The sequence below is a fragment of the Antrihabitans stalactiti genome (assembly GCF_012932915.1).
Classification (GTDB): Bacteria; Actinomycetota; Actinomycetes; order Mycobacteriales; family Mycobacteriaceae; genus Antrihabitans; species Antrihabitans stalactiti.
In genome coordinates, this window is the sequence record NZ_VCQU01000008.1 from 264,780 (window position 1) to 278,970 (window position 14,191).

Sequence of the window (14,191 nt, forward strand, 5' to 3'; positions counted from 1 at the left end):
GGCACCGACAGAAACGACCCGGCGCGCGGTCGCGCCCGGAATCTGGTAGTCGAGTCAACTCGTGTGGCGGCAGAGGTCAGGCAGTATTGGTCGCAGTCTGTGAACGCGATGGCGAAGGAGCAAGCATGCTGATCGATCTGAGTGGCAAGACGGCGTTGGTGACCGGTTCGACGCAGGGGATCGGCTTCGCGATTGCGAAGGGGCTGGCCGCTTCTGGTGCGCGGGTGGGTCTGAATGGCCGGACGGCCTCGCGCGTCGAGAAGGCCGCAGACGAATTGCGGGCCGCGGTTGATGGCGCCGACGTGGTGGTTGTCGATGCCGACGTATCGACGGCGGAGGGCGCGGACCGTGCGGTCGAACTGCTGCCAAACGTCGACATCCTGATCAACAATCTCGGGATCTTCGGCACTGCGGATCCCTTGAGCATTTCCGACGACGAATGGCGGAAGTACTTCGAAGTGAATGTGCTTGCGGCGGTGCGTCTGACGCGGCTCTATCTGCCGGGGATGATCGAACGTGGCTGGGGGAGAGTGCAGTACATCGCGAGTGACTCCGCCATCGTGATTCCGGCGGAGATGATTCACTACGGAGTCTCGAAGACCGCGCTGCTGGGTGTGTCGCGAGGGTTCGCGAAAGTTGCGGCGGGGACGGGAGTCACGGTGAACTCCGTGATTGCGGGTCCGACTCACACGGGCGGGGTGGAGGACTTCGTCTACGAGTTGGTGGACAAGTCCCTCGACTGGGACGCCGCGCAGCGGGAGTTCATGCGACTGCATCGGCCGCAATCACTGATCCAGCGGCTGATCGAGCCGGAGGAGATCGCCAACATGGTGGTGTATTTGGCGTCGGAGTTGGCGTCCGCCACCACAGGTGGGGCCGTGCGCGTCGACGGCGGATATGTGGATGGGATTTTGCCCTGACCACCGCCGAGCGCAAGGCCGTCGAGGTCAGGCGTCGGGCATCGCCTGTGCGCGGTCGGACTCGGAGAAGCCTTCGACAGCGGCTCCCTTCGGTGCAGCGCGCAGCCGACTCGTGTACTTCGCCGCGGCTGCGAACGCGCCGGACACTCCGGCCGGTGACGGTGCATACGTGATCGAACTGGCTGGATTGAAGCCGAGTTGTTGGCCGATCGCGACGGCGTCGATGTTCGCGCCGAGGAAGACGAACTGCCATCCATAATCGCGTTCCTGGTGAGTGATGACCTCTCGCACGGCGGTGTGCGTCCAATCTTTGCTGGCGTTCTCGTGGCCGTCGGTCAGGACGACGACGATCACCGTTCCAGGCCGCTCTTGCTCGGGCTTGGCCGCCAACTCCTCACCGATTTCGGTTGTGAGACGACCGATCCCGTCGTACAGCGCCGTCACGCCGCGGGGTTGGAGGTCGAGCGGCGGGACTTTCTCGATCGGGGTGTTGGTGTAGACGCGGTCGTAGTGGTCGTCGAACTGGGCGAGCGTCACGACGACGTCGCCGGACTGCTTGCGCTGCTCGGCGATGTAGGCGTCGAACCCGCCCTCGGTGTCGGACTTGATCGAGTGCATGCTGCCTGAACGGTCCAGGAGCACGGCGATAAGCGTCAGATTGGGATTGGTCATGCGGCGGCTCCTGGGTCGTGGTGGTCTAACTCCACAGTGCCTGCAGGTCCGGATTGGTGCCACAAGGTTTTCGGGCTACTGGAGCCAGGAGGAGCGCCGGTAGTACGCGTCCTCATCCTCGGGCGGCGTCGTTCGCCGCGGCGACGGTGCGGTTGGCAGCGGCTTGGCCATCGCATCCTTCATGTCCGAAATTGCTTCGGCAACACGAGAATCGGACTTGACCTCGGCCAAAGCCCCAACGCTTTGTTCGCGCGCACGACTGAGCGCCTCTCGCACGAGAGTTGTGAGTTCAGCGGCTAAGCGCTCGCCATCACCGGACGCAAGCGAATCGTCGATGAACACGATCTCGATCTGGCCTGCCGCAGTCGCCTCGACGACCACAGATCGAAACGGGTTGGACGCTTCGCTGCGAGCAACAAGCAGGGTGTCGTTCAGACGTTGCAGACTCGTCGACAGTGGGTCAGTTGCATTGGTCCATTGAGATCGTGCGTCAGTCAATTTTCTCCCCCGAGGTAATTGCGGACCGTTGCCGCAATGTTGCTAAGATCCTACCGAGCAAGCCGGGGGCGGACTGTCAATTGGGGGGCGTAATGGGCGACCAGCTATTTGTTGTGCGCGACGAGGTCGGGGCGCTGGCTACGCGTACTTCGGGATCAGTGAATTCGGCGTCGGGGGTGACGTTCGATACCGCGGCACCTGCTGTGACGGCAGGACTGCACGGCGCGCAGGTCGGGGAGGTGTGCGCGGCAGTCGGTGCCGCAGCCGATGCGGCCGCCAAAGGATTGTCGGCCAAACTCCTCGCCCTTTCGGACAAGTCGATCGCCTCGGTCGAGAAGCTGGTAACCGTTGACGCAATCACGGTCCGCGATCTGAACAACGTCAATCCCGGCTCCCAGGAGCGTTGGGCCTGATGCCGGTTCCGACGAAAACGCAAGCGAAGACTTGGCGGGTCGATCCCTTGTACGCGCAAGCGCTGGAGTGGGAGACAGCCAGCACGAGCGTCGAAACTGCCACGAAGTCGGTCGTGCGGGACTACGCCGGTTCGACCGGGTACTGGTCAGGTACTTTGGGCGACACTGCACGTGACGACGCTGCTGCACTGGGCACCGAAATTCAGCGATTGCTCGACGTGCTCGATGCGGGTGCAGAAACTGCGCGCGCAGGTGCGGATGACATCGCCAGAGCTCAGCAGGTGGCGGTCTCGGCAATAGACGCCGCAGAATCGCGGACGTTTACGGTCGCGGAGGATGGCGCCGTAGCAGCGCCCGATGCAGCCATGTTGATGCCCGGTGCGTCATCCGAAGATGTGGTGACCGCCCAAGCGTCGCTGAATGCCGAAGCCGACGCTCACGAGCTGAAGATTCGGGCGGCTCTTGCAAACCTCGGTACTGCCGAAGAGAACGCATCGAAGGCCATCAAAACTGCGTTCACCGACTTGCCGTCGGCCGGCCACAGCAAGACCGAGTTCAGCTTCGTCGACAGGAAGACCGAGAAGCCGAACGATGCCGAGCTGTCGGCCGAGCAGGGGGAGGAGGACGGCCACACGGTTGCCGACGGAAAGCTATCCGACGAAGAAATCGAACGTGTCGCGAACAATCTCGCGAGGGCGGGTTTGACTCCCGAACAACTGGCGGCGCTCGAACGAGGCGAACAGGCCACGCTGCCCGCATCGACACTTGCGTACCTCGACAAGTTCTACAACGAAGCGGGTCGCGACGGCCTGCTCGAGGTGTCCGAGAAGCTGAGGAAGGATGGATCGCCGGACGCGTTGAAGTTCCGCGAGAACTTGGCCAACGGACTGCTGACAGTCTCGAACGAGAACGTCGTGTCGAAGGAACGAAATTCGAGCGGCTCTCCGGTCGCACGTGGCAGCTGGGACAAGCTCGATCCAGAAATCCGTGAACTTGTAAGTACCAGGCCGAATTTCGACAACGAGGTCTTTGGCTACAACGGCGCCCCGGACGCGAATACGCGCGACCTCCCCGATGACTACCGCGGCTTTCCGGAAAACGAGACCGGAGCTTGGTACGAGGACATGGGTCGCTTCAGCGATCTACTCAGCAGTTCTAATCCCGACTACCAACCCGGTGCGAAGTTCGGGTTCGAACTGGAACGTCAAGGCGCGCATCAGGCGTGGATCCTCGACAACAAGGACCTCGATATCGGCCTCGACCCGCAGCGTGGATGGCACAACCTTGTCGAACACAACGCTGAGCGTCTGGTGGACGTCGGCTCGCGAAATCATGAAGCTTCCCAAGCCTTGCTGACCGGCACGGACACCGCAAACATCGACGTGGAGAAGGGCTTCCAGCGCGACAAGGTTTTCATGCCGCTCTTCAACCACGAATGGGCCGACGAGGGTGCGGCGTTGCGCGGCGTCTACGACTGGATTCCCGACGACGCCAAGGTCGAGAACGCGACCGATCCATCCGACGTCGCGCGCGCCGAGAACGCCGGAAAGTCGGCTTATGCGTTGTCGCAGATTCTTGCCGACTCGGAAAACTACTCCAGCTTGATGAACATGCCGCACAGTGGCAACGAATCGCTCGGATATGTGAATCCGATAGCGGTGCAGGGGCTTTCCGACGCTCTTTCGCCCTACATCGGCAACATCGCCGGTGTTGCGCCGGAGCACTTGGCAACGCGCGGCTTTGGAGTCCTCGACAACGACGCTGCGTCACGCCTCTTCACAGTCATCGACACAGACCCCGAGGCCGCCAAGAAGTTCAACGGCGACGGATACGCGACGATCGCGGAACTCGAGGCCCGCTTTGCCACTTCAGTATTGGCGAACCCACAAGACGCTGCCTTCGAACTCGGCAACCCCGCAGGCCGGATCCAGGGGTACATCGAGGAGGGGTACGCGGCCGAAGCTGCAGATCGTGGGGCTGACGCGGAGTCGCAGAAGGAAGCGAGACAGAAGGCGTTCGACTTCGCGGTGGAATCGGGTGAGACTGCGTTGTCAGCCGTGCCTGGCAGCGACTATGCCGAACCACTGATTGGACTTCTGACGGGATCGCTCGAAGACACGATTGTTGGTGACGCCGATCATGCCGTTCCTCGCGACGAGGTCGCTGCGAATCAAGCCGACGCGATCCAGACCTACAACATCCTGAGGGCGCTCGAAGCGCAACAGCAGCTTGTGCCTTCGCCCTTGCCGGACGCCTATCGAGGTCCGGACGGCAGCCTTCTCCCGTACGACGAGGCGATTCAGGCGAATAATCCACTCGGGGATCCGCGAACTGGAAGTGACCAAGTCGGCGCCGCGGCATTGAATTACCTGCGAAGCCAGAACTTCCCGACGATCGAGTTTCTCGCGTCGATACGCGCCGGACGAGACGATGTACTTCGGTGATGAAGTCAGCAGGTCTGCGGAACGCCACGTCTGGAATTCTGTTGCTGTGCCTCCTAATTGCGAGTTTGGTGGCGTGTCATCGTTCGGACAGTCCACCTGGCTTCGATTCAGGGTGTCTTTTCCGCGAGGGTGATTCGGCGTTGTTCTATGGCGTCGTCGTCGACCGCGCAGCCGACGGTCAGCTTCAGCGATTTCCGAGCTTGGAGCCGTACTTCGGCGCGGACGGCAAGTTAGTCCCGTTTGCCGACGCGATCTGGATAGACAATCCTCTGCGGGATCCGCGCACTGGCCGCGACAAGGTAGGCGCGGCGTCGCTGAATTACCTGCGCTACAACGATTTTCCGACCGCGGCATTCGGGAACGCCTACTACGACATTCGCAATCGCACTGAGCAGGCCAAGTTGGACGATGCGGAGGTCTACTTTGCGCTTGCGCAGAGCCTCGAGCTCGACAAAAGGCTTCCTCAATCCGATTCGGCGACTCCGTACCTGACCGATTCGGGCACGCTCAAGAGGTACCAAGATGCACTTGGCGTGAACAATCCAGAGGGTGACCCGCTGATTGGCAGCACGAACATCAGCCGAGTGTTTGGAAACCTGTTCAATTCCAACGGCATTCCTGCGGACGCTCTCGTAGACGCATACGTGCAGCGTTACCGCGAATGCGCCGCGTAGGGAGTGGAGAGTGGGATCGTTCTCGAAAGTGAGTCAGCTAGCGTGCGCAGCCGGGCTGGTGGTCGTAATCATCTTCGCTGCTGCGTCGTCGATCGTTGGATGTGGGCGTCCATCCGAGGGATCGCGAATCGACAACGGTTGTTTGCTCTCGGATGGCAACGCGGCGCTGTACTACAACTTGACCATCGAAATGCAAGAACGGGGTCCGCTGGCGCAGTTCCCGCCCCTCCAGCCATATTTCGGCAGCGACGGCAGACTGGTCTCATTCGATGAGGCTCTAAAGATCGACAACCCGCGGGGCGGGCGGGAAGCAGGGGTAGCGGCGGTAAGCGAGGTCACGGAAAACTACCTTCGCGCACAAGGTTTCGCACAGAAGTCGTTCGGTGATGCATATCAGGATATCTTGCGGTTAACATCCGACGCTACCGTCGACGATGCGGTCATCTCCTATCGTCTGGCCGAGAAGCTGGCGACGGACGAGAGGCTTCCAGATGCGGAGTCCATCAGGAGGTATCGCGCTGGCGCCGGCATGCTGGTGAATTACGACGTTGCGCTCGAGCGTACCGAGGGGGATAAGTCGTCCGCCGCTGATAATCTTCGCCGGGCGTTCGGTGACATCTACGACACGAACGCCATCCCGATCAACGTGCTGGTCGACACCTACGACCAGCAGTACAGAAAGTGCGCAGCGAAAAGCGCGAACGAATAGGGCGAGAAGCGAACGGTTGCCTCTGGGAAGGCGTGCACGCCGAGCGCTACGCAATTAGTCCCGCGCGAAACGCCACGAGCGCCGCTTCGACGCGGTTCCGCGCGCCGAGCTTTCCGAAGACAGATGAGATGTGAGTCTTCACTGTCGTCTCGCTCAGATACAACTGTGCGGAAATCTCGGCGTTGGTGGCACCGGATGCGATGGCGCACAATATCTCTCGTTCGCGCGAGCTGAGGTTGGTTAGCGTCGAGGGAGCCGCTGCTGCAACCGGTGGCGACGATTGAACGATCCGTCTGAGTGCGTCGGCGCTGAACAAAGTGTTGTCGCTGACCACAGCTCGAACCGACAAATAGAACGACTCCGGGCTCGCGTCCTTGTTGAGAAAGCTATGCGCGCCAGCGGAAATAGCCTGCACGACAAGGTCGTCGACGTCCATAGCGGTCATCGCAATGACCTTGGCTGGCCGCGGCATCTGCATCACCTGTCGCGTCGCCTCCAAGCCGCCCATCCGGCGCATATTGAGGTCCATCAAGATCGCATGTGGGCGAAACCGTGAGACTGCCTGTGCCACTTTGTCGCCGTCGTCAACATCCGCGACGACGCGGATATCAGGCGTCGCGTTCAAGATGTCGGCGATGCCCCGCCGAACGAACGGATCGTCGTCGGCGACGAGCACGGTGATCATGGGCAGAGCTTAGAGTGCGGCACCGACAATCTGGTCCAGTCAAGGCCGCCACGGGAGCCAGCACGACACGACGAATTGACCTGGCCATTCGCGCGCGTCGAAGGTCCCACCAACACCGTGAACTTGTTCAGCGAGGCCGATCAAGCCAGTCCTCGATCCGTAGTTGGCAGTGGAGACGCCGATGTTGACCGAATTGCGGACATCGACGCGAACCCCAGTCTCGGCGGAGGCGTACACCGCCACGGAGACTGGCGAACCGTTCGCGTGCTTTTGCGCGTTCGTCAACGCTTCCTGCACAACTCGGTACGCGACGCGGCTGGCGTTGCTGCCCGGTTGTCCGTTCGCGACATCCGTGTACAACGTGACTCGCATGCCCGATTGCCGCGCGGACGACACCAAGTCGGGAAGATCCGCCATGCTTCGCGTTCCAGTGGAACCGGCGTCGTTGCCATCGCTCCGCAGCACACCGATGATTCGGCGTAGGTCGTCCAATGCGTTGTGGGCGGTGTCATGGATCAGCGTGGCTTGCGCGGCCACCTTCACCGATCCTTCGTTGCTGTTGACCTGAAGTCCACCGGCGAACAACGAGATTCGGCTCAGACTTGCTGCGAGCGTGTCGTGCATATCGCGGGCGATTCGGGCCCGTTCCGCAGTTCGGGCCATTTCTTCGCGCATGTTGTTGGACTCATGCGTTGCGCGGTCAAGCGTCAGCTCGGCTGCGGCTAGGTCGGATTGGGTCTTGCGGAGGAGTCCCAATCCAACGACAGCCAACACCATCATCACCGCGACGAACCACGGAATCCACAGCGGCAGATTCCACTCGGGTACTGGTTGACCCTCTTCGATCTTGCCGTGCCCGATCGTCAGCACCGAGTAGTCGCGTCGTCGAAAGGCGTCGTAGGTCAAAGAAACTCCGCACGCCAGGAACGTCACGGCGGCGGCTGCCGCGAGTTTCCACCCGCGAACGAACGCCGTGATGGCGAATAGTGCGAACAGAGATGCCGTTGCGTCGGTTTCGAAGACAATCGGCCCAGCGACCGCGAGAGCCAACGCGTGCCATGGGTACTGGTATCGCCACACCAGCATCACCGCCGCAGCGATGTTGAGCAAGGCTCCGAATGTCTGATTCCAACCCGGGGAATTTCCCGAGATCGACGCGAGAGCGACGGTCATCATCGTGCAGCAAATGCATAGCGACACGACCAGCGTCGTACATAGGCGCCGGCGAATTTTCGCCTTGGAGGTCGTGGTCACGTCGAGGAGAGTACGGCCGCCCACCGACAGGTCGGATCCGACGATCGGCCCGACCTTAATCAACCACCGACCAAAAGTATGAGGACGAGGGCCCTTACGGCCGACGCCGCGACGGTGGCACCTGCGATGAGCTGACCGGGCAAATATCCGATGAGAGGAATCGTTATGTCACACCCGCAGATGCCGTATCCGCCGCACTACCCACCGGTCGCGCCGCCGGCGCCCAAGAAGAACTGGTTCGCACGGCACAAGGTGCTCACAGTGCTCGCATTCTTGCTGTTGATCATCGTGATCGCCGTCGCGAGCGGTGGTGGCGAGAAGGCGGGGGATGACTCCGGACCGGGCGCCCAGGCCAAACCCAAACCGGGCATCGGTGTGCCAGTGCGGGACGGCAAGTTCGAGTTCGTCGTTCAATCGGTCGAGGCAGGAGTGGCAAGCGTGGGAGCGAGCTACGCCACCGAGTCGGCACAAGGTCAGTTCGTGCTGGTGAAGCTGTCGGTCCGCAATGTCGGGGATCGTGAGCAGAGCTTCTCGATGTCAGCGCAGAAGCTGCTCGACGGTGGGGGACGCCAATATTCGGTCGACGACATGGCCACGATCACCCTCGACAAGGGAACCGTCTACGAGCAGATCAATCCTGGCAATTCCGTTGACGCGACCATCGTGTTCGACGTCCCCGCGGGTACGATTCCTTCCCAGATCGAACTCCATGACTCCGTGTTCTCCGGCGGCACAACGGTGGCGCTGAAGTGAACCCGCCGCCCACCCTGGCGAGGGGTCGGGGTGGGCGGACTATTGAGTTGAATCGCGTCGGGGCTGACTGATTCGGGCAAATGCCGCACTCATGTCGAGCTTCGATACCGCCGGGTTGCTCAAGAGCGCAGTAGTCAATGTAATGATCCGGCCATTGACGTAGGCGCGATGGGGAAACAATGACTCGACGGTAGGTCGCGTCATCTTCAGCGTCTCCGTCAGGCCGAAGTCCGCGTCGAACACCACCACAACCACCGAGTCGTAGTCGGCGTCGCGAATTGCGCTGAGATTTCGTCGCTTGGTCGTCGCGGTCTTGCGCATTCCCTTCACCTGAACACGCTCTCCATCTGGAGTCCTTATGTCCCAACCCTTTTGGCTGAATCCTGCACGCTCTCCTCCCATGTGCGCGTGGACAATTGCTTCTGCAAGGTCGCCAACGGGATTGTTGTTAGTCCTGACCAACTCTCTGTCCTGTAACTCGGACATCGTCCCGGACCAAAGTTTGAGCAGCTCAGGAACTGTCAATGCGGCGAGATCGATGGCCATCATTGCAGTGTAGGGAGGTTCGTGGATGGGAGGCGCTTGCGGTCTACGACTGGCACGACATTCGACATCCGTGTTCGGGCATCGGTCAACTAGATTCACGACATCAGCCCGAAATGTTCTCCCTGCGTGTTGAATAGGCCAATTGATAGGCAAGGGATTGTTAGCGGAGAAGGACACTGATGCCTGCAACGCAACCGGCCAATCCGCGTTTCGCGAATGGCGCGGAGAAGCAGGTGTGGCGCGCGCTCGTCGATCAGCTCGGCGACGATGACTTCGTCGCTGCTGGCCAGCGGGTCACCGACCATTTGAAGGATCACGAGGCCGACTTCGTGGTCGCGATCGAAGGTGCCGGCATTGTCTGCATCGAGGTCAAGGGCGGTGAGGTTTGGCACGACGGCAGGAGCTGGCGCCAATTCCGTGGCGGGCGCGAAGTTGACATCGACCCCGTCCGACAGGCGCGCGACGCGTGTTACGCGCTGCGGAGTTTCGTCGAGTCCGACCCGCGTTGGAAAAAAGGACGCGTGCGATGGGATCACGTCGTTGTTTTGCCGAATACTGAACTCTCACCGGACTTCGCCCTGCCTGACTGTCCTCGATGGAAGGTCGTCGACCGCACTCAGCTTGGGCAACTCGTGTCCTTGCTGGGCGACGTTCTGAAGCAGCAGAAGCTGAATCGGCCGCTCCTGGGGTGGGTGGGGATAGAGCAATTGGAGACCGCGCTGAGTGGGCGAGGGCTACCTCAACGCGACGTTGTTTCGCGGGCAATCGCCAACGAAGATGCTGTGGATATCTTGACGGCGAATCAAGCAACGATCCTCGATGCGACGAAGTTATTGAACCGCGTGGAGGTACGGGGCGGTGCGGGGAGTGGGAAGACGTTACTTGCGCTCGAGCAAGCGCGGCGACTCTCTCGCGCAGGCAATCGTGTTGCGCTCATTTGCTATTCGCACGGACTTGCGTCCTATCTCGAACGTTTGACGGATGGCTGGTCGAGAAGGGAGCGGCCAGCGTACGTCGGCGAATTTCACGCACTCGGACTCCAGTGGGGTGCGCCGGTCGGGCCAGACGAGTCTGTGCGAAATTCCGACACAGTGCGGTTTTGGGAGCACGACCTACCGCTTCAGATGGCCGAGCTGGCCGCCACTTTGGATGTCAAGAACCGTTTCGACGCGGTTGTTATCGACGAGGCTCAAGATTTCGCGGACTCCTGGTGGGAACCAATTTTGGCGTCGCTCAGAGATCACGAGATCGGTGGGATCTACCTATTTAGCGACGAGGGCCAACGCGTTTTCGACCGGCAGGGTTCGCCGCCAGTTCAACTCGTGCCCTTGGTGTTAGACCACAACATTCGAAACACTCGACAGATTGCCGATGCGTTCACTCCGCTTGTAGGGCAACGTATGCGGCTGCTTGGTGGCGAAGGTCCAGACGTCACATTCGTTCCGTCTGCCGCTACGGACGCTCTCGATGCTGCCGACGATCAGATCGACAAGCTGATGGATGTCGGCTGGCGGCCAGAGGACATCGCGTTGCTCACGACGGGAAGCCGGCATCCCGAACAGGTTTCGCGTCAAACCGAAGGCCACGAGTCCTACTGGGCGAGCTTCTGGGACAACGAGCAGGTGTTCTACGGCCACGTGCTTGGATTCAAAGGGTTGGAGCGCCGTGCCGTTGTTGTTGCGGTCAACGAGACGACTATTCACGTGCGATCTCGCGAGCGCCTCTATGTCGGTCTGTCGCGGGCGCGAGACCAACTCGTTGTCTGCGGAGACCCAGCGTTTGTTCGGGACGTCGGCGGCCATGAGCTGGCCTCGAAGCTCGGGCTATAGCCTGCGGGATTGTCGATTCGGGGCTTTCGGTTCGTAGGCGAAACCGCAGCTGAATGTGTGACGACGGGTCATAGCCCGCGTCCGCCTTCACACCGGCAACCCACCGGAATTGACCGCCCCGTTCGTGGCGCCACAGACACTCGTGGATCGAATCCGGAGTTCGCCCGGCTTCGGCGTCCAGGCCGAACGCCCTCGTGCTCCGGGTCGCGGCGGAGACGCTTGACGCGTACAACTCGCGGGCGCTATGTGAAGCATTCGCGGACGAGCACACAGGTTTCTGCCGTTCGTCGTCAAGTATGCCCGAACACACTGCGCTTCGGTGCGCTGTCAAGGTTCCACGGGCAATGGCAAGATGCGGTATGCACCGTCGCCCTCGACTCTTGACAATGTGGGTCTGTCGATACCGAACGATGTCGCCGAGTGTGGCTAGAGTGAGGGCCTGGGGCCACCGCATAGACGGGTCGACAAAGAGTAACTCGCGAGTCCTCAAAGCCCTTCCGATCGCAGACATCCAGATGGGACACCGTTGATGGCCTTACCGAAGATCGTGAGCTTGTTCTCCGGCGCCGGTGGCCTCGATCTAGGGTTCTATGATACGGGCTACCCGATAGTTCTCGCGGTGGACAATTCTAGTGCGGCTGTAAAAACGCATAAACGAAACTTTCCGACCACTGCCTCGATTATGGCCGACCTCGCGCAGCTAGGGCCGACAGGTGTTCTGGATCATCTCAAGGATCTGCTCATTCCGGGCGAGCGGATCGGCGTTATCGGCGGTCCACCATGCCAGGGATTCTCTCGGGCCAACACGGCCTCGGTTGCAAACGACCCGCGAAACGAATTGCCCCTCCTATATCTGGAAATTGTTGAGGCATTGCAGGCTCGCTACGATGTCCAATTCGTTCTCTTTGAGAATGTATTGGGTATTCGAGACGCGAAACACTCCACCGTTTTTGAGGGAATTTTGTCCAAGTTTGAACAGATCGGCTTTGCTGCGAAGGCGGAGAAGTTCTCTGCCCTGGATTATGGGGTGCCGCAGACGCGAAACCGCATCATAATTTCGGGTTTCAGCGATCAACTGACCGCTGCTGCATTTCTTCCCATCCCCGTTATCGGAAAAGATATGACAGTCCGATCGGTCATCGGTGCTCTCCCGGCGCCGACGTTTTACTCCCGGGGGCTTCTCGCAACCGATATACCCCATCATGAGAACCACTGGACGATGCGTCCGCTGTCGAGACGATTTTCTGAGCAGGAGCACGAACGGAGGCCTAGTAGATGCTTTCGGCGCTTAGAGTGGGACAAACCGAGCCCAACGGTTGCATATGGTCATCGAGAGATTCATGTGCACCCCGACGGGCGACGTCGTCTGAGCATTTATGAGGCAATGTTGCTTCAGGGTTTTCCGTCCGAGTTCGTACTCGAGGGAACGCTTTCCGCGCAAGTCGAACAGGTGTCAAACGCCGTTCCGCCTCCGTTGGCGCGAGCTCTGGCCGACGCAATCGCGACGGCGATGAGCGCAGCAAGATTCAAGGCGGGCTCAGGTGAACGCCGACTGACCGCCTGACGCGCACTACGACCGCGTAGGCAACGACAATGTCGCGTGCTGCTGGCAATCGTGTGACAAAGTGCAATTATTTCTCGAGCGCACTATTACATCGGTATGGTCGAACTAGGATGGGGAGCAGATTTGGGCTCTCTCTCATCAAATCATGAAAGATGGCAATACCTCCGGTGAGCGCCAACATCTGGCAACGACACAGTGAGAATCCGGGAAGCTCAGAAATGATCGAATCGACCGACCGAATGCACCACCGCATAGTCGGTGGCAATGTAGTTTGTTGGAGTTCGCGCCTCAGACTGGCGAGTTTCAACAGGTCGGAGGCCAACAACGCGAACATAATCGCCGACCTCTGACTGAACGTGCGGTGGCAGTCGGGTGACCCAGGACGTACCCTCCCAAGTGTTCAGAAGGACGGCAGACGATTCGTTCTCTGCCTTAACCATTCGTTCCACGGTTCCTTCAACAGCATCTCGGCGTTTCCACAATCGGAGGGCTTGCCAACTGGGATCACAAATTGGGCGGATTCTGCAGCCGCTGCAAGTCCGGGGAGATGGTGTTGCTGGTCGAGCGCCGGCCATCCACGCCGAACGAACCCGAACTACGCGTTGCACGGCTTCATCTACTTCGTTGGAATCGACACGGAAAGTGGAAAGGCCGTCTTTCAGGCTAAACACGTCAGCGACAGCGGGAAGAACGCCGTAGGTTATGCGTACCAAATGGGCGTACAGCAACATACGGAATCGGATCCCAAGATCAGCCTGAAGATCGTTCCGAACATGTTCACCTGTTTTGAGGTCCACTAGCTGCGTGCGATGTCGGTCGATGACGACAACATCCGGACGGCCCCAGACGAAAAGCTTTGAGTCTTGCAGAATCGACTCGCAACGAAAGATCGCTGTACCCGAGGCGGATGCGAAAAGGGTGGCCAAACCACGTGCGCGCCGTTGAAGTCTCATCTGTGTCAATCGACCGGCGCGCAAGCGCGCCACATCGGCGCCCGCCTGCGCAACATTCACAAGGAAGCGATCAACAAGGCCGTCGCCGCTTACATCGTTTCGCCATTCCCCAGATTCGATCCACAGCTTGAGCGCGGCGTGCGCGATCGAACCCGAGTCAGCCGACATCGAGGCAGGGGGGAGCGAAGGCGGCCCCCATGTCGGCGCGCGAGCTTGGCACTCTAACAACGCGACCGCAGAGGTGGGTGTTAGCCAGCCCGGCCGAGTGTCGACCATG

Annotated in this window: 14 protein-coding genes; 8 read left to right on the forward strand and 6 right to left on the reverse strand. The window is 60.4% G+C overall.

The window, feature by feature from the left end; genetic code table 11:
* Window positions 1-125: 125 nt before the first annotated feature.
* Window positions 126-920: an SDR family NAD(P)-dependent oxidoreductase gene (locus tag FGL95_RS22620; RefSeq protein ID WP_169591010.1), complete on the forward strand. Its 795-nt coding sequence runs from the start codon at window positions 126-128 to the stop codon at window positions 918-920.
* Between the two features lie 27 nt (window positions 921-947).
* Here the strand turns inward: FGL95_RS22620 and FGL95_RS22625 are convergent, their stop codons facing one another.
* Window positions 948-1,592: a vWA domain-containing protein gene (locus FGL95_RS22625; RefSeq protein ID WP_206072187.1), complete on the reverse strand. Its 645-nt coding sequence runs from the start codon at window positions 1,590-1,592 to the stop codon at window positions 948-950.
* Between the two features lie 75 nt (window positions 1,593-1,667).
* Window positions 1,668-2,090, reverse strand: coding sequence for a hypothetical protein (locus tag FGL95_RS22630; RefSeq protein ID WP_169591013.1), 423 nt, complete (start codon window positions 2,088-2,090; stop codon window positions 1,668-1,670).
* Between the two features lie 92 nt (window positions 2,091-2,182).
* Here FGL95_RS22630 and FGL95_RS22635 point away from each other — a divergent pair, with 92 nt between their 5' ends.
* The 4 genes from FGL95_RS22635 to FGL95_RS22650 are packed head-to-tail and all read left to right on the forward strand — an operon-like array spanning window position 2,183 to window position 6,330.
* Complete coding sequence (locus FGL95_RS22635; protein WP_169591014.1) at window positions 2,183-2,503, forward strand: hypothetical protein; 321 nt, start codon at window positions 2,183-2,185, stop codon at window positions 2,501-2,503.
* Window positions 2,503-4,947: a TPR repeat domain-containing protein gene (locus FGL95_RS22640; RefSeq protein ID WP_169591017.1), complete on the forward strand. Its 2,445-nt coding sequence runs from the start codon at window positions 2,503-2,505 to the stop codon at window positions 4,945-4,947. The genes FGL95_RS22635 and FGL95_RS22640 overlap by 1 nt, the downstream gene beginning before the upstream one ends.
* On the forward strand, window positions 4,947-5,621 hold the full coding sequence (locus FGL95_RS22645) for a hypothetical protein (protein WP_169591019.1): 675 nt from the start codon (window positions 4,947-4,949) through the stop codon (window positions 5,619-5,621). The genes FGL95_RS22640 and FGL95_RS22645 overlap by 1 nt, the downstream gene beginning before the upstream one ends.
* A gap of 10 nt (window positions 5,622-5,631) precedes the next feature.
* Window positions 5,632-6,330 carry a hypothetical protein gene (locus FGL95_RS22650; RefSeq protein ID WP_169591021.1) on the forward strand — a complete coding sequence of 233 codons (699 nt, stop codon included), beginning with the start codon at window positions 5,632-5,634 and terminating at the stop codon, window positions 6,328-6,330.
* A gap of 46 nt (window positions 6,331-6,376) precedes the next feature.
* On the opposite strand, the gene FGL95_RS22655 is transcribed toward FGL95_RS22650, so the two are convergent.
* Window positions 6,377-7,015 (reverse strand): response regulator transcription factor, encoded by a 639-nt coding sequence (locus FGL95_RS22655; protein WP_169591023.1) that lies wholly within the window; start codon window positions 7,013-7,015, stop codon window positions 6,377-6,379.
* Window positions 7,016-7,054: 39 nt separating this feature from the next.
* Complete coding sequence (locus FGL95_RS22660) at window positions 7,055-8,269, reverse strand: sensor histidine kinase (RefSeq protein ID WP_338079980.1); 1,215 nt, start codon at window positions 8,267-8,269, stop codon at window positions 7,055-7,057.
* A 165-nt stretch (window positions 8,270-8,434) separates the two neighbouring features.
* Between FGL95_RS22660 and FGL95_RS22665 the strand changes: the two genes are divergently transcribed.
* Window positions 8,435-9,022: a DUF4352 domain-containing protein gene (locus tag FGL95_RS22665; RefSeq protein ID WP_169591026.1), complete on the forward strand. Its 588-nt coding sequence runs from the start codon at window positions 8,435-8,437 to the stop codon at window positions 9,020-9,022.
* 39 nt (window positions 9,023-9,061) lie between these two features.
* Here the strand turns inward: FGL95_RS22665 and FGL95_RS22670 are convergent, their stop codons facing one another.
* The gene (locus FGL95_RS22670) at window positions 9,062-9,568 is read right to left on the reverse strand and encodes a hypothetical protein (protein ID WP_169591028.1); all 507 of its coding nucleotides are present in this window, start codon (window positions 9,566-9,568) and stop codon (window positions 9,062-9,064) included.
* Between the two features lie 179 nt (window positions 9,569-9,747).
* On the opposite strand from FGL95_RS22670, the gene FGL95_RS22675 reads away from it, so the two are divergent.
* Window positions 9,748-11,397, forward strand: a complete 1,650-nt coding sequence (locus tag FGL95_RS22675; protein WP_169591031.1) for a nuclease-related domain-containing DEAD/DEAH box helicase — start codon at window positions 9,748-9,750, stop codon at window positions 11,395-11,397.
* Window positions 11,398-11,926: 529 nt separating this feature from the next.
* Window positions 11,927-12,961, forward strand: coding sequence for a DNA cytosine methyltransferase (locus tag FGL95_RS22680; RefSeq protein ID WP_169591034.1), 1,035 nt, complete (start codon window positions 11,927-11,929; stop codon window positions 12,959-12,961).
* Between the two features lie 212 nt (window positions 12,962-13,173).
* Here FGL95_RS22680 and FGL95_RS22685 read toward each other — a convergent pair whose 3' ends face one another.
* The gene (locus FGL95_RS22685; protein WP_420838075.1) at window positions 13,174-14,190 is read right to left on the reverse strand and encodes a PD-(D/E)XK nuclease family protein; all 1,017 of its coding nucleotides are present in this window, start codon (window positions 14,188-14,190) and stop codon (window positions 13,174-13,176) included.
* Between the last annotated feature and the right edge of the window lies 1 nt (window position 14,191).